This window comes from Pseudomonas sp. Pseusp88 (genome assembly GCF_047303955.1).
GTDB lineage: Bacteria > Pseudomonadota > Gammaproteobacteria > Pseudomonadales > Pseudomonadaceae > Aquipseudomonas.
The window spans coordinates 47,813-67,023 of the sequence record NZ_JBGLYM010000030.1; the positions used below are offsets into that span (position 1 = coordinate 47,813).

The 19,211-nt window shown below is 60.2% G+C and carries 16 protein-coding genes and 1 riboswitch; of the genes, 4 read left to right on the plus strand and 12 right to left on the minus strand.

Features of this window, described 5'->3' with window-relative positions; all coding sequences use genetic code 11:
* Nucleotides 1-92 precede the first annotated feature (92 nt).
* On the minus strand, nucleotides 93-1,307 hold the full coding sequence (serB, locus tag ACCD02_RS26440) for a phosphoserine phosphatase SerB (protein ID WP_413308589.1): 1,215 nt from the start codon (nucleotides 1,305-1,307) through the stop codon (nucleotides 93-95).
* 130 nt (nucleotides 1,308-1,437) lie between these two features.
* Between serB and ACCD02_RS26445 the strand changes: the two genes are divergently transcribed.
* Nucleotides 1,438-2,988 carry a histidine kinase gene (locus tag ACCD02_RS26445; protein ID WP_413308591.1) on the plus strand — a complete coding sequence of 517 codons (1,551 nt, stop codon included), beginning with the start codon at nucleotides 1,438-1,440 and terminating at the stop codon, nucleotides 2,986-2,988.
* Between the two features lie 238 nt (nucleotides 2,989-3,226).
* Here ACCD02_RS26445 and ACCD02_RS26450 read toward each other — a convergent pair whose 3' ends face one another.
* The 6 genes from ACCD02_RS26450 to cpdA form a co-directional block, all read right to left on the minus strand.
* The gene (locus tag ACCD02_RS26450) at nucleotides 3,227-3,919 is read right to left on the minus strand and encodes a membrane integrity-associated transporter subunit PqiC (protein WP_413308593.1); all 693 of its coding nucleotides are present in this window, start codon (nucleotides 3,917-3,919) and stop codon (nucleotides 3,227-3,229) included.
* A 182-nt stretch (nucleotides 3,920-4,101) separates the two neighbouring features.
* The gene (gene parC, locus ACCD02_RS26455) at nucleotides 4,102-6,366 is read right to left on the minus strand and encodes a DNA topoisomerase IV subunit A (protein WP_413308595.1); all 2,265 of its coding nucleotides are present in this window, start codon (nucleotides 6,364-6,366) and stop codon (nucleotides 4,102-4,104) included.
* 82 nt (nucleotides 6,367-6,448) lie between these two features.
* Complete coding sequence (locus tag ACCD02_RS26460; protein ID WP_413308597.1) at nucleotides 6,449-7,432, minus strand: esterase-like activity of phytase family protein; 984 nt, start codon at nucleotides 7,430-7,432, stop codon at nucleotides 6,449-6,451.
* Nucleotides 7,432-9,336 (minus strand): DNA topoisomerase IV subunit B, encoded by a 1,905-nt coding sequence (parE, locus tag ACCD02_RS26465; RefSeq protein ID WP_413308599.1) that lies wholly within the window; start codon nucleotides 9,334-9,336, stop codon nucleotides 7,432-7,434. Before parE ends, ACCD02_RS26460 begins: the two co-directional genes overlap by 1 nt.
* A gap of 136 nt (nucleotides 9,337-9,472) precedes the next feature.
* The gene (locus ACCD02_RS26470; RefSeq protein WP_413308601.1) at nucleotides 9,473-10,063 is read right to left on the minus strand and encodes a YqiA/YcfP family alpha/beta fold hydrolase; all 591 of its coding nucleotides are present in this window, start codon (nucleotides 10,061-10,063) and stop codon (nucleotides 9,473-9,475) included.
* A gap of 144 nt (nucleotides 10,064-10,207) precedes the next feature.
* The gene (gene cpdA / locus ACCD02_RS26475) at nucleotides 10,208-11,017 is read right to left on the minus strand and encodes a 3',5'-cyclic-AMP phosphodiesterase (protein WP_413308603.1); all 810 of its coding nucleotides are present in this window, start codon (nucleotides 11,015-11,017) and stop codon (nucleotides 10,208-10,210) included.
* Between the two features lie 256 nt (nucleotides 11,018-11,273).
* Here cpdA and ACCD02_RS26480 point away from each other — a divergent pair, with 256 nt between their 5' ends.
* On the plus strand, nucleotides 11,274-11,744 hold the full coding sequence (locus ACCD02_RS26480; RefSeq protein ID WP_413308605.1) for a hypothetical protein: 471 nt from the start codon (nucleotides 11,274-11,276) through the stop codon (nucleotides 11,742-11,744).
* A 59-nt stretch (nucleotides 11,745-11,803) separates the two neighbouring features.
* Here ACCD02_RS26480 and ACCD02_RS26485 read toward each other — a convergent pair whose 3' ends face one another.
* Entirely contained in the window at nucleotides 11,804-12,256 is a 453-nt protein-coding gene (locus ACCD02_RS26485) for a DUF1249 domain-containing protein (RefSeq protein ID WP_413308607.1), read from the minus strand.
* The gene (locus tag ACCD02_RS26490) at nucleotides 12,247-12,876 is read right to left on the minus strand and encodes an NUDIX domain-containing protein (protein WP_413308609.1); all 630 of its coding nucleotides are present in this window, start codon (nucleotides 12,874-12,876) and stop codon (nucleotides 12,247-12,249) included. The genes ACCD02_RS26485 and ACCD02_RS26490 overlap by 10 nt, the downstream gene beginning before the upstream one ends.
* 199 nt (nucleotides 12,877-13,075) lie before the next feature.
* On the opposite strand from ACCD02_RS26490, the gene ACCD02_RS26495 reads away from it, so the two are divergent.
* Nucleotides 13,076-13,822 (plus strand): RsiV family protein, encoded by a 747-nt coding sequence (locus tag ACCD02_RS26495; RefSeq protein ID WP_413308611.1) that lies wholly within the window; start codon nucleotides 13,076-13,078, stop codon nucleotides 13,820-13,822.
* Here ACCD02_RS26495 and cytX read toward each other — a convergent pair.
* Nucleotides 13,791-15,080, minus strand: a complete 1,290-nt coding sequence (cytX, locus tag ACCD02_RS26500; RefSeq protein ID WP_413308613.1) for a putative hydroxymethylpyrimidine transporter CytX — start codon at nucleotides 15,078-15,080, stop codon at nucleotides 13,791-13,793. The genes ACCD02_RS26495 and cytX overlap by 32 nt on opposite strands.
* A gap of 108 nt (nucleotides 15,081-15,188) precedes the next feature.
* A complete protein-coding gene (gene thiC / locus ACCD02_RS26505) occupies nucleotides 15,189-17,078 on the minus strand; it encodes a phosphomethylpyrimidine synthase ThiC (RefSeq protein WP_413308615.1) in 1,890 nt (629 codons plus the stop codon).
* Nucleotides 17,079-17,235: 157 nt separating this feature from the next.
* Nucleotides 17,236-17,339, minus strand: a riboswitch (TPP riboswitch).
* A 151-nt stretch (nucleotides 17,340-17,490) separates the two neighbouring features.
* Here thiC and ACCD02_RS26510 point away from each other — a divergent pair.
* Nucleotides 17,491-18,930, plus strand: a complete 1,440-nt coding sequence (locus ACCD02_RS26510; RefSeq protein ID WP_413308617.1) for a TolC family outer membrane protein — start codon at nucleotides 17,491-17,493, stop codon at nucleotides 18,928-18,930.
* Between the two features lie 44 nt (nucleotides 18,931-18,974).
* Here the strand turns inward: ACCD02_RS26510 and ACCD02_RS26515 are convergent.
* A partial coding sequence (locus tag ACCD02_RS26515; protein WP_413308618.1) for a hypothetical protein occupies nucleotides 18,975-19,211 on the minus strand: 237 nt, incomplete at its 5' end.

Sequence of the window (19,211 nt, forward strand, 5' to 3'; positions counted from 1 at the left end):
AGAGGTCAGCTCATTCAATAAAACCTCATCGTCTGAAGTACTGCTTTCGCGAATGAATTCGCTCCCACAACCGTTTCCCGGCAGACCTCGTGTCAGGCACGCCCTTCACGGTCACGGAACCCCAACAGATAGAGGATGCCGTCCAGGCCCAGAGTCGAGATCGCCTGTTTGGCCGACTGCTTGACCAGCGGCTTGGCGCGGAACGCTACCCCCAGGCCGGCAATGGCCAGCATCGGCAGGTCGTTGGCACCGTCGCCTACGGCAATGGTCTGTTCCAGGCTCAAACCTTCCTTTAGCGCCAGCTCGCGCAGCAGATCAGCCTTGCGCTTGGCGTCGACGATCGGCTCGATGGCCACCCCCGTGCATTTGCCATCCACTACTTCCAGCTCATTGGCGAACACGTAGTCGATACCCAGTTTCGCCTGCAACTGCTTGGCGAAGTAGGTGAAGCCACCGGATAGAATGGCGGTCTTGTAGCCCAGGCGCTTGAGTTCGGCAAACAGCGTCTCGGCACCTTCAGTCAGGCGCAGCTGCGCGCCGATCTCGTCCAAGACGCTGACATCCAGCCCCTTGAGCAGCGCCAGACGCTCCTTGAAACTCGCGCGAAAATCCAGCTCGCCACGCATGGCGCGTTCGGTAATCTGCGAAACCAGTTCGCCCACACCGGCAGCCTTGGCCAATTCATCGATAACCTCGGCTTCGATCAGGGTCGAGTCCATGTCGAATACCGCCAGGCGACGGTTGCGGCGGAACAGCGAGTCCTGCTGGAAGGCGATATCGACATTGAGTTCCTGAGCCACGCTGAGGAATTCAGCCTGCATGGCCTTGGCATCTTCCGGCTCGCCGCGCACGGAAAACTCGATGCAGCCCTTGCCCTTGTCGGCCGGAGTGTCCAAAGGCATGCGCCCGGACAGGCGATCGATCTGGTCGATATTCAGGCCGTACTTGGCGGTGATCGAGCTGACGCGCTGCAATTGCTCGGCGGTCACTTTGCGGGTCAGCAGGGTGACGATATGCCGGGCCTTGCCCTGACCATCGACCCACTGCTGATAGTCCTCTTCGGACACCGCCGTGAACCGCACCTGCTGATCCAGCTTGTAAGCGGTGAACAGGATGTCCTTGAGCACCGAAGAACCTTGCTCGGTCCCCGGAATTTCAACCAGGATGCCGAACGACAAGGTGTCGTGAATCACTGCCTGACCAATATCGAGAATGTTCACGCCACCCTGGGCAAGTACCCCGGTGATGGCCGCAGTGAGACCGGGACGGTCAACACCTGTGATGTTAATCAGGACAATTTCGCGCAAGGCGCACCCCCGCAGTGGAAAAAAACCGCATTCTACCCACTTTCAGTGACCATCGGGCACAGCCAGCGCTTTGCCGCTACTGGGTCGCTCGCTATACTGCGCGGCAACTTCTCCAAGAGAGCCGTGCTCTGTGAACCGGCCCACGCCCGTCAAAACCGATAACTTCTTCCTGCTGATCTTCCGTGCGTTACGCCACCGTCGTGTGCCGATCGCGTTGCGTATCGCCAGCCATAACGTGATCCTCGTCGCCCTGGCGCTGGTGATCTATGCCGGCGTCATGGGGCTGCAGTTCAAGCAGGCCATGCACGAGCAGGCCGATGCGCTGGGACAGGCCCTGACCACTCAGACAGCCACCTCAGCGACTGAACTGCTGGTGTCCAACGACATCCTCAGCCTCAACGTCCTATTGGGTAACCTGGTGAAAAACCCGCTGGTGGCCCATGCGGCAATCTACAGCGTGGATAACCGCATCCTTGCCGAAGCCGGACAGCGCCCGAAAAACGGCCTGCTGGGCGAAAGCGAAGGGCTGTACGAGATCAAGATCACCTTTCAGGACGTCATCGCCGGGCACCTGCGCATCAGCCTGGACATGAGCCAGTTCCAGCAGCCCATGACCATCAGCCTGCAAAGCATGGGGATCCTCGCCGGCATCCTGCTGGCTCTGGCCCTGGCCCTGAGCCTGCGCCTGGGCCGGCATATCTCCACGCCGCTGCTGCAACTGCGCATCTGGCTGCGGGATATCGACCCCTACACCCCGGCCACCGATCGCCAGGACGAAATCGGCGACCTGGCCCGGCAACTGCGCACCTCCTTCGCCCCTCCCGCTCCGGAGCCCGTGCCGGAGCCGGAACCCGAGTACGAAGAAGAAGAGGACGACCACTTCGGCAACGCCAGCGAGCATGATGATCCGGCCTTTGAAGTCCGTGATCTGCGCGATCCGGGTTTCGACGAAGCCCCGGCGTCGCGCCCGGTGCACAAGCCTCTGGTGCCGCGCGCCCTGGTCGCCGAGGAAGATGAAGAAGACGATCACGACCCCTTTGCCGACCTGCGCGATCACTCTGCTCCGGTCGTGCAGCCTCAACGCACCGCCGTGGTCGACACCCAGCCACGCCACAGTGCGGTGCTGGCCGTGCAACTGGGCGCTCAGGATCAGTTGCGTCGCCTGCCCCGGGCACGCCTGACTGACCTGTTGCAACGCTATCGCGACTGCATCGACCAGGCCGCATCGCTGTATGACAGCGAACTGCACACCCTGAACGACGGCAGCACCCTGATGCTGTTCCACAGCCAGGACAGCGGCGATGACTACCTGACCAACGCCATTTGCTGTGGTGAGCTGTTGCGCGCCTTGAGCCATGCCCTGCAGATCGAAGTCGCCGACAGCGGCATCACCCTGCAATTGCAATTGGGCCTGACCCTGGGTGATGGCTTGTCCGGTCTGAGCCAGATCGACCTGCTGCTGACCGAGACTGCCCAGGACGCCCTTGCCCTGTCGCAACACAGCCGCAACCTGCTGCTGGTGGAGCGCAAGATCAGCGACGACAGCCTGATCCGCCAACGCGCCCGCATCCGCCCCATCGCCAGCCCCGAAGGCGCCTGCTGCGTCGAACGCCTGATGGAGCCCTACCCGTCCATGCTGGAACGGCAACTGGCGCGCATGCACGAAGCGCGCAAGGCCTGACCCTCCCGCTTGCCAAGCCCCAAACAAAAACACCCTGCCGAGGCAGGGTGTGGGGGGGCAAGATCTATATCAATTCAGCGTTCTGCGGTGTAACTGATACCACGCCATCTCGCGGCAATGGTGATGCGTTGGAGCGAGGCTTGCCCGCGAATGGGTCGACGCGGCATGGCTGTCTTATCGTGTCGCTCATTTTGCGGGCAAGCCTCGCTCCAACAGAGCAGGCCGACATAGAAATCTATTAGAACCTGAACACTTCCAGATCCGTACGAATCGGCGAAGCGATTGGAATCTTCGGCTTCTCAGGCTCTTTGGCCTTGGCTACCGGCGGCTTCTTCGGTTCTTCCACCGGCTGCCAGGCAATCGGCTTGACTGCGGCGCTGACCTGATCGGCCAGGCGCTGCAAAAGAATGCCCTGCGCCTTCACCTGCGAGGCAGAAGTGCCGTTGTGGTTTTCCTGCAAGTGAATCAGGCGGCTGTCGCGCACCTGGCCCTTGCGATCCAGCAGACGCCATTGGGCATCGAGAATCGCCGGTTGCTGCTCGCCGGAGTCCAGGCGGGTGATGGACAGCACAACCTGTACATCCGGAATGAAATTGGCGACAGCGGGAGCCATGACTACACGCTGGCTGTCGAGCTTCCACGACAGTTGTCGTAGCAGCAATTGATCGATGTCCGAAGACAGGCTGCCGGCCCAGCGTCCATCCGGCGAAGCCGTCAGGCTGCCATCGGGCTGGCGTTGCAGCAGGGTTTCACGTTGCAGATAGTCAGCGATGGCAACAGGGCCAAGCACCACGGCCAGACCTGTATTTTTCGGTTGACCGGGATCGCCACTGTCGAGCTGATAAAGGGCGGTCGGTTGATGCATGCTGCAACCCGCAAGACCCAGAACGCTGGTCAGCAGCATGAGAAGAGGAAGGCGTAAAAGTTTCATCGTCCCGTCCAGATAGCTATTAAAATGCCATCATCGTGTATAAATGCTGAATAAAAGCCGTACAGGCACTCAGCCATTGAAGTGCCGCATCTCGTCATATCATCCGTGAATATGCGTCGTGACTCCAGCGATTAAGCACCGATCTTCGTAGGAAAACGAAGACCGATAGCTCTAATCTGCAATTATCCGGCGATTTCCACCAACAAGGCATCGACCCGCTGGAAGCCCCGCGGCAGTTTATTGCCTCGCCGACCGCGTTCGCCCTTGTAATGTTCCAGATCGTCAGGTTTGAGCGACAAGTTGCGCTTGCCAGCCTGCAGAACCAGGGTTGCGCCGTCAGGAATCACGGCCAGATCGGTGACGTACTCTTCGCGGGTAGCCACGCGCTCGCCGGGAATGCCGATGATCTTGTTGCCCTTGCCTTTGCCCAGCTGCGGCAAGTCACTGATCTTGAACACCAGCAGACGGCCTTCGGTGGTCACCGCAGCCAGCCAGTTCTGTTCACGATCAGCCACGGGACGCGGCAGGATAACCCTGGCGCCATTCGGCAGGCTTAACAGCGCCTTGCCGGCCTTGTTCTTGGCCTGCAGATCCTCACCCTTGACCACGAAGCCATAGCCAGCGTCAGAGGCGATCACGTACAGCGCATCGTCGTCCGGCAGCAGCACGCACTCGAAGGTGGCGCCCGGAGGGGGCTGCAGCTTGCCGGTCAACGGCTCACCCTGGCCCCGTGCCGATGGCAGGGTATGAGCCGCCAGGGAATAGCTGCGTCCAGTGGAGTCGATGAATACCGCGTACTGGTTGGAACGCCCCATTGCCGCAGTCTTGTAACCGTCACCGGCCTTGTAGGACAGACCGGTCGCGTCGATATCGTGACCTTTGGCCGAGCGCACCCAACCTTTTTCCGACAGTACGACAGTCACTTTCTCGTTAGGCAGCAGGTCATGTTCCGTCATGGCCTTGGCTTCAGCGCGCTCGACAATCGGCGAGCGGCGATCATCGCCATAAGTCTCGGCGTCCTTGAGAAGCTCGGTGCGCACCAGCTTCTTCAGCTTGGCTTCGCTGCCGAGCAGAGCCAGCAGCTTGGTGCGCTCGTTGTTCAGTTCGTCCTGCTCATTGCGCAGCTTCATTTCCTCGAGGCGTGCCAACTGACGCAGGCGGGTATCGAGGATGTAATCAGCCTGGATTTCGCTCAGCTCGAAGCGCTCGATCAGGCGGGCACGCGGATGCTCCTCGGTACGGATGATATGAATCACTTCATCCAGATTGAGGTAGGCGATCAGCAAGCCATCCAACAGATGCAGACGACGCTCCACCTTATCGAGGCGGAATTGCAAGCGGCGACGCACGGTCAGCACGCGGAATTCCAGCCATTCGACCAGCAGGGCGCGCAGGTTTTTCAGCTGCGGCTTGCCGTCCAGACCGATGATATTGATGTTGACCCGGTAGCTGGACTCCAGGTCCGTGGTGGCAAACAGGTGCTGCATCAGCGCTTCGTGGTCGACCCGGCTGTTCACCGGAATGATCACGATACGGCAAGGGTTCTCGTGGTCGGACTCGTCGCGCAGGTCGGCAACCTGCGGCGCCTTGGACGGCTTGGCCTGCATCAGCGCGGCAATCTGCTCGAGCACCTTGGCGCCAGACACCTGATGCGGCAGCGAGGTAACGATGATGTCGCCATCTTCGACATGGTACACAGCACGCATGCGCACCGAGCCCTTCCCGGTTTCGTACATTTTCAGCAGATCGGCACGTGGCGTGATGATCTCTGCTTCGGTCGGATAATCCGGGCCCTGGATATGCTCGACCAGTTGTTCGACCGTGGCCTTGGGCTCGTCGAGCAGGCGTACGCAGGCGGTGGCGACTTCGCGCAGGTTATGCGGCGGCACGTCGGTGGCCATGCCGACGGCGATACCGGTGGTGCCATTGAGCAGGATATTGGGCAGGCGCGCCGGTAATACCGCTGGCTCATCCAGGGTGCCGTCGAAGTTCGGCACCCAGTCCGCGGTGCCCTGGCCCAGTTCGCTGAGCAACACTTCGGAGTAACGCGACAGGCGCGCCTCGGTGTAACGCATGGCAGCGAAGGACTTGGGATCATCCGGCGCACCCCAGTTGCCCTGGCCGTCCACCAGTGTGTAACGGTAGCTGAACGGTTGCGCCATCAGCACCATGGCTTCGTAGCAGGCCGAGTCACCGTGGGGGTGGAACTTACCGAGCACGTCGCCGACGGTACGCGCCGACTTCTTGTGCTTGGAATCGGCGTCCAGGCCCAGCTCGCTCATGGCGTAGATGATGCGGCGCTGTACAGGTTTCAGGCCGTCGCCGATATGCGGCAAGGCCCGGTCCATGATCACGTACATGGAGTAGTTGAGGTAGGCCTGTTCGGTGAAGTCAGACAGTGAACGGCGTTCTACACCATCCAGGCTGAGGTCAAGGGAGTCGCTCATGCGGGCCTCATCAGTAAGTATTCGGGCGTGGCAGGCTGTCGCTGCGGCGCCGGGTCTATTCGATTGATTTCAAACGGGCTCATCAACGCGCATCCCAGCCATCGGCGGGGGCGGCGAAACGCCAGACAATCGGGCGTTTCTCGCCATCGGCGCGAGCACCGAAATTATTGTCGATGCCGATCCAGGCACCCTTGTCGTCAATCACCAGCGCCTCGGTCAGGCCATAGGGTTGATCGTACAGGCGCATGGGCTGCAGGGCTTCTTCAGCGAATGACCAGCAGCGCTCGACCACGCCGGTTTCCAGGGTGCGACGGCAGATGCGATAGGTTGCCCGCTCCAGCGTGAACAATTTGTCGTGGTAGAGCATCAGATCAGAATAATCCTGGGACACCTTCTTGCCGCCCAACTGTTTGGGTAGCCGGGTCTTGTCGGTATCGGTATTCAGCACACAGCTGCCGTTGCAGTGCCAGCCGTTTGCGTCATGCTGAACCGCCAGCAAGCCACGCTCCTCGCGCTCGGCCGCCAGCCACAAACGGTCGCCCGCAGCGTTGACGGCGATGCCTTCGAAGATCGCATTGAAATGTTGCAGCATGCCTCTGTCACGGGCCTCCTCCACCAACTTTGTCGGCAGATCAAGCCACTGCGGCGCGCCATCAACCGGCACCTTGAGCACCGTGGCATAGCCTTCGCTGACCAGATAGCGGTTGCCCTTGGCGTCGCAGCTCACGCCTTCGAAGTCCATTGCCCCGCCCCGCATATAGGACGAGGCTTTGGTCATCGAACGCAAGGTCAGGGGCAGGCCACTGTCCGGTACCGGAGGAAGATCCAGGTGATGGGCAACCGCCCTCCACACCGTATTGCTCATATCGAGGCTGTAGAGCACCTCGTCGTCGCGATCGGATACCGTCCACATGCTGCCGTTGCAATAGGTCAGGCCCGACAGATTACCGCCGGGCATATCGTCGACGGCATGCTCGGACAGCAGCTTGAGCTCTTCCTGCACCACCATCGGCACGGCGAAGACCGGGGCCATGACGACCAGCAAAGCCGCCAGCCAGACTCGCATCAAGCCAGAACCTCGGCCAGGTTGCCTTTGGATTCGAGCCAGTTCTTGCGATCCGGGGCGCGCTTCTTGGCCAACAGCATGTCCATCATTTCCGAAGTCTGCTCGATGTCCTCCAGGGTCAGCTGGACCAGACGCCGGGTGTTCGGGTCCATGGTGGTCTCGCGCAGTTGCGGCGGGTTCATTTCACCCAGACCTTTGAATCGGGTGACCTGAGGCTTGCCGCGTTTCTTCTCGGCGACCAGTCGGTCAAGGATGCCATCACGCTCGGCTTCGTCCAGGGCGTAATAAATATCCTTGCCCAGGTCGATGCGATACAGCGGCGGCATGGCCACATACACGTGACCGGCCAGGACCAGCGGACGGAAGTGCTGAACAAATAGCGCGCAGAGCAAAGTGGCAATGTGCAGACCGTCGGAGTCGGCGTCGGCGAGGATGCAGATCTTGCCATAACGCAGCTGACTGACGTCCTCGGCACCCGGGTCGACGCCGATGGCCACGGCAATATTGTGTACTTCCTGGCTGGCGAGGACTTCGCCGCCGTCGACTTCCCAGGTGTTCAGAATCTTGCCGCGCAACGGCAGGATGGCCTGGAACTCCTTGTCCCGCGCCTGCTTGGCCGAACCACCGGCGGAATCACCCTCGACCAGGAACAGCTCGGCACGCATCGGGTCCTGCCCGGCGCAGTCAGCCAGTTTGCCGGGCAGCGCCGGGCCCTGGGTGATGCGCTTGCGTTCGACCTTCTTGCTGGCCTTCAGACGACGACCGGCGTTATTGATCGCCAGTTCGGCCAGTTGCATGCCCAGTTCGGAGTTGGCATTGAGCCACAGACTGAAAGCGTCCTTGACCACTCCGGAAACGAAGGCCGCCGCCTCCCGGGACGACAGTCGCTCCTTGGTCTGGCCGGAGAACTGCGGTTCCTGCATCTTCATCGACAGGACGAAGGCAATCCGCTCCCAGACGTCTTCCGGCGCCAGCTTGACCCCGCGCGGCAGCAGATTGCGGAATTCGCAGAATTCACGCATCGCATCGAGCAGGCCCTGACGCAGGCCGTTGACGTGGGTACCGCCCTGGGCCGTGGGGATCAGGTTGACGTAGCTTTCCTGCAGGCTGTCGCCGCCTTCGGGCAGCCACAGCAAGGCCCAGTCGACAGCTTCTTTATTACCGGCGAAGGAGCCGCAGAACGGCTCGTCCGGCAGACGCAGGAAATCCGTCACCGAGTCTTGCAGGTAGGAACGCAGGCCATCTTCGTAATGCCACTCGACCTTCTCGCCACTGGCCTTGTCTTCAAAGCTGACCAGCAGCCCCGGACACAACACGGCCTTGGCCTTGAGCACATGCTTGAGGCGGCTGACAGAAAACTTCGGCGAATCGAAATACTTGGGATCCGGAGCGAAATATACGCTGGTGCCAGTATTGCGCTTGCCCACCGTGCCGATCACGGCCAGCTCGGACGCCTTGTAACCGTCGGCAAAGCTCATTTCGTATTCGTTGCCGTCGCGCTTGACCCGGACCCGGACCAGGGTCGAGAGCGCGTTGACCACGGAGATCCCCACACCGTGCAGGCCGCCGGAGAACTGGTAGTTTTTGTTGGAGAATTTACCGCCCGCGTGCAGCTTGGTCAGGATCAGCTCGACCCCGGAGACACCCTCTTCCGGGTGAATATCCACAGGCATGCCGCGACCGTCATCGGACACTTCAAGCGAGTTGTCGGCATGCAGGATGACCTGCACCGACCTGGCATGACCGGCCAGGGCCTCGTCGACACTGTTGTCGATGACTTCCTGGGCCAGGTGGTTGGGCCGCGAGGTATCGGTATACATGCCCGGACGTTTGCGTACCGGGTCGAGGCCCGAGAGGACTTCGATGGCGTCGGCGTTATAAGAGCTAGCGCTGGGATTGGCCATGGGGTCTCGTCATCAATGGTTCGTTAAATTTCAGCACTGTGGGACCGGCTTTAGTCGGGAAGGGGCCAGTATCTTCAATGCATCTGCATTGTCTGGCATAACGCCTTCCCGGCTGAAGCCGGTCCCACCGGTTCGGTTACAACTCAGGCGCAAATCCGGCAAAACTCAACACGGCAGGCAACTGCTCGGCAAACCCTTGGTAGCTGTGATCGCCACCGGCCTGAATGCGCAGGGCACAGGCCCGGTAAAAGGCTTCGGCGCGCCGGTAATCCAGGGTTTCGTCGCCGGTCTGCAACCATACCTGCGTACGCTGCGGATCCTGCGGGGCCGGGACTTCCAGTTCGGCCAGGGCTTGCACATGGTCGAGAGTCAGTTCCCAGCGCTCACCGGTATAGAGGTTTTCCTGGGGGCCAAGAAAGCCGTCAAACAACTGGTGTGGATTGACCGCTGGATTGATCAACAAGGCTTTGAGGCCGTAGCGCTGGGCCAAGTGAGTCGCATAGTAGCCGCCGAGCGAGCTGCCGACCAGCAGTGGCCGCCCCAGTTCATCAATTGCGGCTTCCAGCTGGGCAATGGCCTGGCGGGGGTGGTGGTGCAGTTCCGGAACCCGCAACTGCTCAGCCAACCCTCGGGCCTGCATCAAGGCCGCGAGCTGAGTGGCTTTTTTCGACAGGCCCGAACTGTTCAGACCATGGATATACAACAGGGTGGGGGTTTCGCCGGTCACACCATGCACTCCCGAATTGTTCTGTGTTTGCGCAAAACCACGCAGTTTACAGGGACTCAGGGAGCAAGACTGCCTTTAATACGTTTCCAATAGATGTTGGGCTGCACGCGATTCCGTATTTCCAGAGCAATAAAGCATGGCTAATCAATAACCTTCTCCACCTAAATCAACCTCGAACGCAAAACCGGTCACACGGGAAATACCGGTCTCCAGCCGCCCATCGTCATACAGCCGCATCCAGCGATAGCCGGGCGGCAGGTCATCGAGTTGGAAATCCTCACTGCCCGGCGCGAACTGGATGCAGGTTGAAGGCGAAGCCAGCAGGCGCACACCCTCGCGCACCTGATCGAACATCTGATGAATATGCCCCCATAGCACGGCCCTGACCTGCGGGAACCGGCCAAGCACGGCGAACAAGGCATCGGGATTACGCAGGCCGATGGGTTCCATCCAGGCACAATCGATGGGAATCGGATGATGATGCAGACAGATCAGGTGATGACGCTCCGGCGCTTCGCTCAGCGCTCGGGCCAGTAGCTGTAGTTGCCCATCCTGCAGATAGCCGGGCACCGAACCCGGCACGGCGGAATCGAGCAGGGTAATACGCCATTGACCAATATCGATCACCGGCTCGAGGAGGTCGCTTTGCCGGGCAGCTTCAGTCATCTGCGGCAGTTCGTCGTGATTACCCGGCAACCAGCGGGCTGGCGCGGCAATCTGCGCGCTCAGTTGGCGAAACGCCTGATATGACTCCACGCTGCCATCCTGGGACAGATCACCGGTGGCCAGCAGCAGATCGACAGCGGGTTGTTCTGCCAGCACCGACTCGATGACTTTTTCCAGGCTCTGCCGGGTATTCATGCCCAGCAACCGCCCGTCCGCATCAGCGAATAAATGGCTGTCAGACAGTTGGACCAACAGAACTGAAGTGTCTTTAGCGGGGACGTTAGGCAACGGCCATCTCCTTGGGCAGGGTCTGGCGATTATGGAAGCAAGCGACTTCATCAGCAAATGGCTGGATGAGCACTGAGTCACAAGCCAGACCGACCATCGATAGATGTTTTGAACCTTGTTCAATCTATTCCAAAAAAAAATAACAACCTATCAAAAGTGACAGGTCTCAGCTGCCATTGATAAGCCTATGTTACTCCCTGGGCAATTGTACCGCCCGCATCGATAACAAAGTAATGATTAGAGCAGGTCAAGAACAATGAAAAATCAACAATCCGCCGAGAGTTTTGCAGAATATCTTGTGCGTGGAAAAAAGGCCGATGGGACTTGGGCGGTTCTTCTCAATGATGAACAGATGCACATCGCTGAGGCCGACATCGAGATGTACTGCAACCCCGATTCAGGACGATGTTCTAAAGTTGTTCGCCTCTATACGCCCACAGAGGATATGACGCGCAGAGGCCTAAGCATAGGGCTTCAACGGGACTTCCTTCCGGGAAAATACCCTGTTGATGAAAACAGTTCTTTTGTGACTTACACAATGTTTCGTCGATGGGATGAAGCTATCGGAGGCTGGTATCCTGTGGGTTATCCCGCCAGAGAGGGCTTTATCGAACTGATATCCTCCAGCGAAGAAAGACAGCAGATGCACGCTCGCTTCGAGGTAATTGTAGTGACGGATGGCCAGCGCCACAAATACTCTGGAGAGTTCGATGTACATGCAGCCTGAAACTTGGAAGCCACTATAAAACACCACTCAAGCGGCGCTTGCTGGCGGTAGACTAACCATCAACGCACCGCCTCAAACTCATGTCCACACGCCAGGCAATGGCTCAGCCATTCGCCGAGGAACAGGTTCAATTGGGCTTTTTCATCCGGCTGGTGCATGTCGGCATTGGGGTAAGGGTAGATGCCACGAAAACGCCGGGCATGTTCGGCACCGATGACTTCGGCCATGCGCGCATCGTGGTAGACCTGCACTTCCAGTTGCGGCACCGGCAGCCATGGCAGGCTGTGTTCCTGACGGACTTGCAAAGTGGTGGTGTAGGGGCAGTCGAGCAGCACTTCGACGGCCAGCACGCCGAGCATCTGGTCGCCCTGGGTAACGGCCACGCGGCGTGAGCGCTGTTCGTTGCGCATGTCCGGCAACAAGCGCATCAGACGTGCGTAGTTGGCCTCGCAGGCGGCCTGCAGGCCGACGAGATCGACACGATAGCGCTCACGCAAGAGATTCACGACCATAGCCCCCTGACTTCAGTACGGTTCAACGCCAGCCATTGCAAGGCAATGATCGTGGCGGCATTGCATATTCGTCCGTCGCGCACAGCCTGCAAGGCATCTTCCAGTGCCCATACCGTCACGCGAATATCTTCGGCTTCCGCCTCCAGGCCGTGCAGCCCCCCGACCTCGGTTTCGCCGCGGGTTTCGCAGCGGCCCAGGTACAGATGCACGAACTCGTCACTGCCGCCCGGCGAAGGAAAATATTTGGTGATCGGCCACAAGGTTTGCAACGCAAGACCAGCTTCCTCCTCTGCTTCGCGGCGAGCAACCTCTTCAGGTGGTTCGCCGTTTTTATCGATCAGGCCAGCCACCAACTCGACCATCCACGGGTTGGCAGCCTTGTCCAGGGCACCGACGCGGAACTGCTCGATCAGCACCACTTCGTCATGGCGGGCGTCGTAGGGCAGCACGCAGACCGCGTCATGGCGCACGAACAATTCGCGATTGATGTCCCGGCTCATGCCACCGGCAAACAGCTCGTGGCGCAGGACCAGGCGATCCAGCTTGTAGAAGCCCTTGAAACAGGTGTCACGCTGGCTGATCTCAACCTTGGTCGGGGTCGAACGGATGCTGTCACTCATAGGGTTTCTCACTGCGCTGATCGTAGACTTCGCGCCATCCTAACGCGCATCGGCCTCGGTATGCAGCCCCCCGCCATCACACGGACTGGACGCAGGGGTTACAAAAGAACTCTAATCCGCCAGACGGCGAACCGATCACCGTATACGCAGTCAAACCACCTCGCGATACCGTCTCCATAGCCAAAGCCAAGGAACATCAATGTCGTTTTTGAGGATTACATCGCTGGTTGGCCTGGCCCTTGTACTGGGCGCCTGCCAGAGCATTTTCCAACCCAATTACCGCACGCCGCTGGCCGTCCAGCGCGATGCTTCTGAAGTAATCCAACCGGGCTGCAGCAGTGCCGATTGCCCGCTGGTCAATATTGATACCGTGCACTTTGCCGATGAGCCGCAACTCGATGCCATTGTCGAGCGCACGCTGCTGCAACTGACCCGCAGCGACAACGGCGGGCCGGTGCAGCCGACCCTCAAGGCTTATCAGGAACAATTCCTGCGCGACAACCAGGGCCATATCAACAGCTACTTGCAAGCCAAGGTACGCGAGCAGCATGACGGTCTGGTGGTGGTGGAATTGTCCAGTTACCTGGACACCGGCGGCGCCCACGGCACGCCTGGCCGGGCCTTCATCAACTACTCGCGCCAGCAGCACAAGGTGCTGACCCTGGCCGACATGCTGGTGCCGGGTCAGGAACAGGCGTTCTGGGACAAGGCGCAGCTGGCGCACCAGGCTTGGCTGATCAGCGTCAAGATGGATCAGGACAGCCAGTTCCTGCAAACCTGGCCGTTCAAAAAGACCCCGCATATCGCCCTGACCTATGGCGGTCTGATCCTCAAGTATCAGGTCGACACCATCGCCCCCTACTCCATGGGCCATATCGAGCTGAAGATTCCTTATCCGCAGCTCAATGGCATCCTCAAGCCGGAACTGTTCCCCGGCCGCGGCTGAAGGCTTTACCCAGCATGAACTGCAACACGCCAGCGACGACCAGCGCTGGCAGTGTTGCGCCAACGTTGGGGTAAAGATTGGCCAGCAGATGGTAGGTCGCCAGACCGCCCAGCCAGGCCAGCAGGGCCATGCCGTTCAACGCCGTGGCCAGGACCTGGGCACTGCGCCGGCGCAGTATGAAGTGATCCACCAGCACCACGCCGAACAGCGGCGCGAACACCGAGCCGATCAACAGCAGGAAGTTCTGGTACTGGGCCAGTGGTGCCAGACAGGCGATCAGGGTGCAGATCACACCAATGGCCAGAGCCAGATGCTCAACCTTGGCCTTGAGCAGAATCCCGCTGGAGACCGCCGCAGAATGAATGTCGGCAAAGGCGTTTTCCGACTCGTCGAGCAGAATCAGCAACAATGGAATCCCCATCCCGGCACCGGCCAGGGCCAGCAGCAGGGCATTGGTTTCGCCGCTCGGGGCGAACGCCAGGGTGTAGGCCACGCCCAGGCCCATCAGCCAGAAGTTACCGATAAAGAAGCCCAACGCAGTGCCACCGAAGACACCGCCGGCGCGCTTGCCGAAGCGTGAGTAGTCCGCGATCAGCGGCAGCCACGACAGGGGCATGGCGATGGCGATGTCGAAACCCACGGCAAAGGGCAGCGAACCATCACCGGCCTGAGCCCACAGCGCCGTCAGGTCAGCCTTGGCGAACAGGTTCCAGGTCAGCCAGATGCACGCCGCCAGCAACAGCCAGATACCCCATTTGCGCAGGATCTGCCGCACGAAGGTCAACGGCCCGCTGACGGCGAGCAAAGTGGCCAGGGCACCGAAGATCAGCGTCCACAGCAGCGGATTGGCCCACAGGCTGCCTTCGGCAAAGGCCCTGGCGCCGAGCAGGCTGGCGGCATCGCGCATGACAATGATTTCAAAGGCGCCCCAGCCGATCAGTTGCAACAGGTTCAGCACCGCAGGCAGCGCCGCGCCGCGACTGCCCAGGCTCAGCTTGAGCGCGGCCATGGAGGACAGGCCGGTATCGCTGCCGATCACCCCCACCGCCGCCAGCAGCAGGACACCCACCAGGGTGCCCAGGACAATCGCCAGCAACGAGCCGGACAGTCCCAGCCCCGGCGCCAGCAAGGCGCCGGTCTGCAAAACCATCAGGCCGATGCCGAGGGAGAACCACAGGGAAAACAGATCGCGCCCGCCGAAGACACGCTTGCCTGCGGGGACGGGGATATCGGGGGAATAAGTGCCGGGTGTGTTCATGTTGTTATCTCAATACGGAGCAGCGGCAAGCTTTAAGCGGCAAGCTACAAGTCTGAAGCAAAAAGCAGCACTGCTTTTTCTTGCCGCTTGTAGCTTGCCTCTTGCGGCTTAGACTTTTTTATACAACTGACTACCTTCCTGCTTGAAGCGCTCAGCCTGTTCGCGCATGCCCTCTTGCACCGACACGTCCACCGCCTCGATCTTCTGGTTGGCGGCGTACTCGCGAACTTCCTGGGTGATTTTCATCGAGCAGAACTTCGGCCCGCACATGGAGCAGAAATGCGCGACCTTGGCCGAGTCCTTCGGCAGTGTCTCGTCGTGATACGAACGCGCGGTATCCGGATCCAGGCCGAGGTTGAACTGGTCTTCCCAACGGAACTCGAAACGCGCCTTGCTCAGGGCGTTGTCGCGGATCTGTGCCCCGGGGTGGCCCTTGGCGAGGTCGGCGGCGTGGGCGGCGATCTTGTAGGTGATGATGCCGGTCTTGACGTCGTCCTTGTTCGGCAGGCCCAGGTGCTCCTTGGGCGTGACGTAGCAAAGCATGGCGCAGCCGAACCAGCCGATCATCGCCGCACCAATACCCGAGGTGATGTGGTCGTAGCCGGGAGCGATGTCAGTGGTCAGCGGGCCCAGGGTGTAGAACGGTGCCTCGTCGCAGCATTCCAGCTGCTTGTCCATGTTCTCCTTGATCAGCTGCATCGGTACGTGGCCCGGACCTTCGATCATGGTTTGCACGTCATGCTTCCAGGCGATCTTGGTCAGTTCACCGAGGGTTTCCAGCTCGCCGAACTGCGCTTCGTCGTTGGCGTCGGCAATCGAGCCCGGACGCAGGCCATCACCCAGCGAGAAGCTGACGTCGTAGGCCTTCATGATTTCGCAGATATCTTCGAAATGGGTGTAGAGGAAGTTTTCCTTGTGGTGCGCCAGGCACCACTTGGCCATGATCGAACCGCCGCGACTGACGATGCCGGTCACGCGTTTGGCGGTCAGCGGTACGTAGCGCAGCAATACACCGGCGTGAATGGTGAAGTAGTCCACGCCCTGTTCGGCCTGCTCGATCAAGGTGTCGCGGAACAGCTCCCAGGTCAGGTCTTCAGCGGCGCCGCCGACTTTTTCCAGGGCCTGGTAGATTGGCACCGTACCGATCGGCACCGGCGAGTTGCGGATGATCCACTCGCGGGTTTCATGGATGTGCTTGCCGGTGGACAGGTCCATGACCGTGTCCGAGCCCCAGCGAATACCCCAGGTCAGCTTGGCCACTTCTTCCTCAATGGAGGAACCCAGCGCACTGTTGCCGATATTGCCGTTGATCTTCACCAGGAAGTTACGGCCAATGATCATCGGCTCCAGCTCGACGTGGTTGATGTTGGCCGGGATGATCGCGCGACCGCGGGCGATTTCCTCACGCACGAACTCGGCGGTGATTTCCTTGGGAATGCTCGCACCGAAGCTGTGACCGGCGTGCTGCTGCTTGAGCAGACCGGCGGCGCGGGCTTCCTGCAACTTCATGTTTTCGCGGATAGCGACGTATTCCATCTCGGCGGTGATGATGCCCTGACGCGCATAGTGCATCTGGCTGACGTTGGCCCCGGCCTTGGCCCGGCGCGGGTTGCGCACATGGGCAAAACGCAGGGCGGTCAGTTCGGCATCACTCAGGCGCTGCTGGCCAAAGTGGGAACTCAGGCCCGGCAGGCGCTCGGTGTCGTTGCGCGAGTCGATCCACGGCGAGCGCACATCGGCCAGACCTTTGCGCACATCGATGATGACGTTGGGATCGGTGTACGGGCCCGAAGTGTCATAAACAGTGACCGGGGCGTTGATCTCGCCACCGAAGTCGGTCGGTGTGACGTCGAGAGTAATCTCGCGCATCGGCACACGGATGTCCGGGCGCGAACCCTGGACATAGATTTTTTGCGAGCGGGTAAACGGCTGCACAGATCCCGAGTCGACCTGGGCGGACTCACTCAAGTGAATTGTGTTTTTTGCTTTTGTACTCATCACGGGCTCTCCAGACATCAGCGGCGGCTTGATTTGTCGGAGGGAGAACCTGAATGAACGGACGGATGCACCCTGTGTGGTGCTGAGTGACGAGCGATGGCGATCTGTTCATTTTTCGAACAATCGACCCCGGACGGCACTCAAGAGGACTCGCCGGGAGACGAGAAATCTTGTTCCCTACGCAGGCGCTAACCTGATCAGGTTCAACGGGATCCGGATAACCGATCTCAGCCTCTTCGCAAGGCACCCCGACAAGAACGGGGCAAGTCTAGACTTCGCCGCTGCCAAAACGCCAGTCTTATGCTTAATCCTTCGATAAATGGCCGATATGCCGGATTGTTTGCAGGACAACTCTGCCACTACACTCCTTAGCCTATTGCGGGTCAGAACAACTACGAACAGGGAATGCACCATGCTGCGCAAACTTTCATTGGCTGTGGCCGTGTCCTGTGCCTGCAACGGGCTGGCCTGGGCTGCCGAGCTCCCGGCGCCAATCCAGACCGGACTGGTCAATGTCTATCAGCAGGCAGTGCTCAACAACGCCGACCTGGCCGCCGCCCATGCCGATTACGATGCACGCAAGGAAGTCGTACCCCAGGCCCGCGCCGGCTTGTTGCCCAACCTGTCTGCCGGCAGCAGCATCAATAACACCCGCACCAGCATCGACCGCCCGGATGTCACCGCGACCCGCAGCGGCGTGGTCTACCAGGCCACCCTGGCCCAGCCGATTTTCCGCGCCGACCGCTGGTTCCAGCTCAAGGCTGCCAAATCGGTCAATGAGCAGGCGGCGTTGCAACTGTCGGCAACCGAGCAGAACCTGATCCTGCAAAGTGCCACCGATTATTTCTCGGTACTGCGTGCTCAGGACAACCTGGCCACGGCCAAGGCCGAAGAAGCAGCCTTCAAACGTCAACTGGACCAGGCCAATGAACGCTTCGATGTCGGCCTGTCAGACAAGACCGACGTGCTCCAGGCCCAGGCAGGCTACGACACCTCCAGGGCCAACCGGATCGTCGCCAAGCAACGGGTCGAGGATGCTTTCCAGGCTCTGGTGACCCTGACCAACCGCGACTACAACGCCATCGAAGGCATCGTCCACACTCTGCCAGTGCTGCCGCCGACGCCCAACGACGCCAAGGCCTGGGTCGATACCGCCTCTCAGCAGAACCTCAATCTGCAAGCCAGTAACTATGCGGTCAGTGCCGCTGAAGAAACCTTGCGCCAGCGCAAGGCCGGGCATGCGCCGACCGTGGACGCGGTCGTCAGTTACAAGCGTGGCGACAACGATGCCCTGGGTTTCAGTAACCCCAACTACACCGGACAGAACTACGGCGGCGATGTCGAGCAACGCAGCATCGGCCTGGAGCTGAATATTCCGCTCTACAGCGGCGGCCTGACCAGCTCGCAGGTGCGCGAAGCCTATGCGCGCCTGAGCCAGAGCGAGCAGCAGCGTGAAAGCCTGCGCCGTCAGGTGGTGGAAAACACCCGCAACCTGCACCGCGCGGTCAATACTGATGTCGAACAGGTCCAGGCGCGCAAGCAGTCGATCATCTCCAACCAGAGTGCCCTGGAAGCCACGGAAATCGGCTATCAGGTCGGCACGCGCAACATCGTCGACGTGCTTGACGCCCAGCGCCAGCTCTACGCTTCGGTGCGCGACTACAACAACACCCGCTATGACTACATCATCGACAACCTGCGCCTGAAACAGGCCGCCGGGACCTTGAGCCCCAGCGACCTGCAGGACCTGTCGCACTACCTGAAGGCCGACTACAACCCGGACAAGGACTTCCTGCCACCGGACCTGGCGACCCTGGCACAGAAGAATTTCGACAAGCCGGGCAAGCGCTGAAACGACCAATCACCTGGCCTGTTCAATCAATTGTGGGAGCGGATTCATTCGCGAAGGGGCCAGTACATCCAATGCATTGGCGGCGTCAGGAATAAAGCTTTCGCGAATGAATTCGCTCCCACAGTAGCGCGTGCATATCGTCGGATCCGTGGGAGCGGATTCATCAGCGAAGGGGCCAGTACATCCAATGCATTGGCGGCGTCAGGAATAAAGCTTTCGCGAATGAATTCGCTCCCACAGTAGCGCGTGCATATCGTCGGATCCGTGGGAGCGGATTCATC

What these genes read in the sequence shown, in the direction of transcription:
- ACCD02_RS26450 (WP_413308593.1), bottom strand. Translation starts at nt 3,919, where the DNA reads ATGAAACTTTTACGCCTTCCTCTTCTCATGCTGCTGACCAGCGTTCTG.
- parC (WP_413308595.1), bottom strand. Translation starts at nt 6,366, where the DNA reads ATGAGCGACTCCCTTGACCTCAGCCTGGATGGTGTAGAACGCCGTTCA.
- ACCD02_RS26460 (WP_413308597.1), bottom strand. Translation starts at nt 7,432, where the DNA reads ATGCGAGTCTGGCTGGCGGCTTTGCTGGTCGTCATGGCCCCGGTCTTC.
- parE (WP_413308599.1), bottom strand. Translation starts at nt 9,336, where the DNA reads ATGGCCAATCCCAGCGCTAGCTCTTATAACGCCGACGCCATCGAAGTC.
- ACCD02_RS26480 (WP_413308605.1), top strand. Translation starts at nt 11,274, where the DNA reads ATGAAAAATCAACAATCCGCCGAGAGTTTTGCAGAATATCTTGTGCGT.
- ACCD02_RS26485 (WP_413308607.1), bottom strand. Translation starts at nt 12,256, where the DNA reads ATGGTCGTGAATCTCTTGCGTGAGCGCTATCGTGTCGATCTCGTCGGC.
- ACCD02_RS26490 (WP_413308609.1), bottom strand. Translation starts at nt 12,876, where the DNA reads ATGAGTGACAGCATCCGTTCGACCCCGACCAAGGTTGAGATCAGCCAG.
- ACCD02_RS26495 (WP_413308611.1), top strand. Translation starts at nt 13,076, where the DNA reads ATGTCGTTTTTGAGGATTACATCGCTGGTTGGCCTGGCCCTTGTACTG.
- cytX (WP_413308613.1), bottom strand. Translation starts at nt 15,080, where the DNA reads ATGAACACACCCGGCACTTATTCCCCCGATATCCCCGTCCCCGCAGGC.
- thiC (WP_413308615.1), bottom strand. Translation starts at nt 17,078, where the DNA reads ATGAGTACAAAAGCAAAAAACACAATTCACTTGAGTGAGTCCGCCCAG.
- ACCD02_RS26510 (WP_413308617.1), top strand. Translation starts at nt 17,491, where the DNA reads ATGCTGCGCAAACTTTCATTGGCTGTGGCCGTGTCCTGTGCCTGCAAC.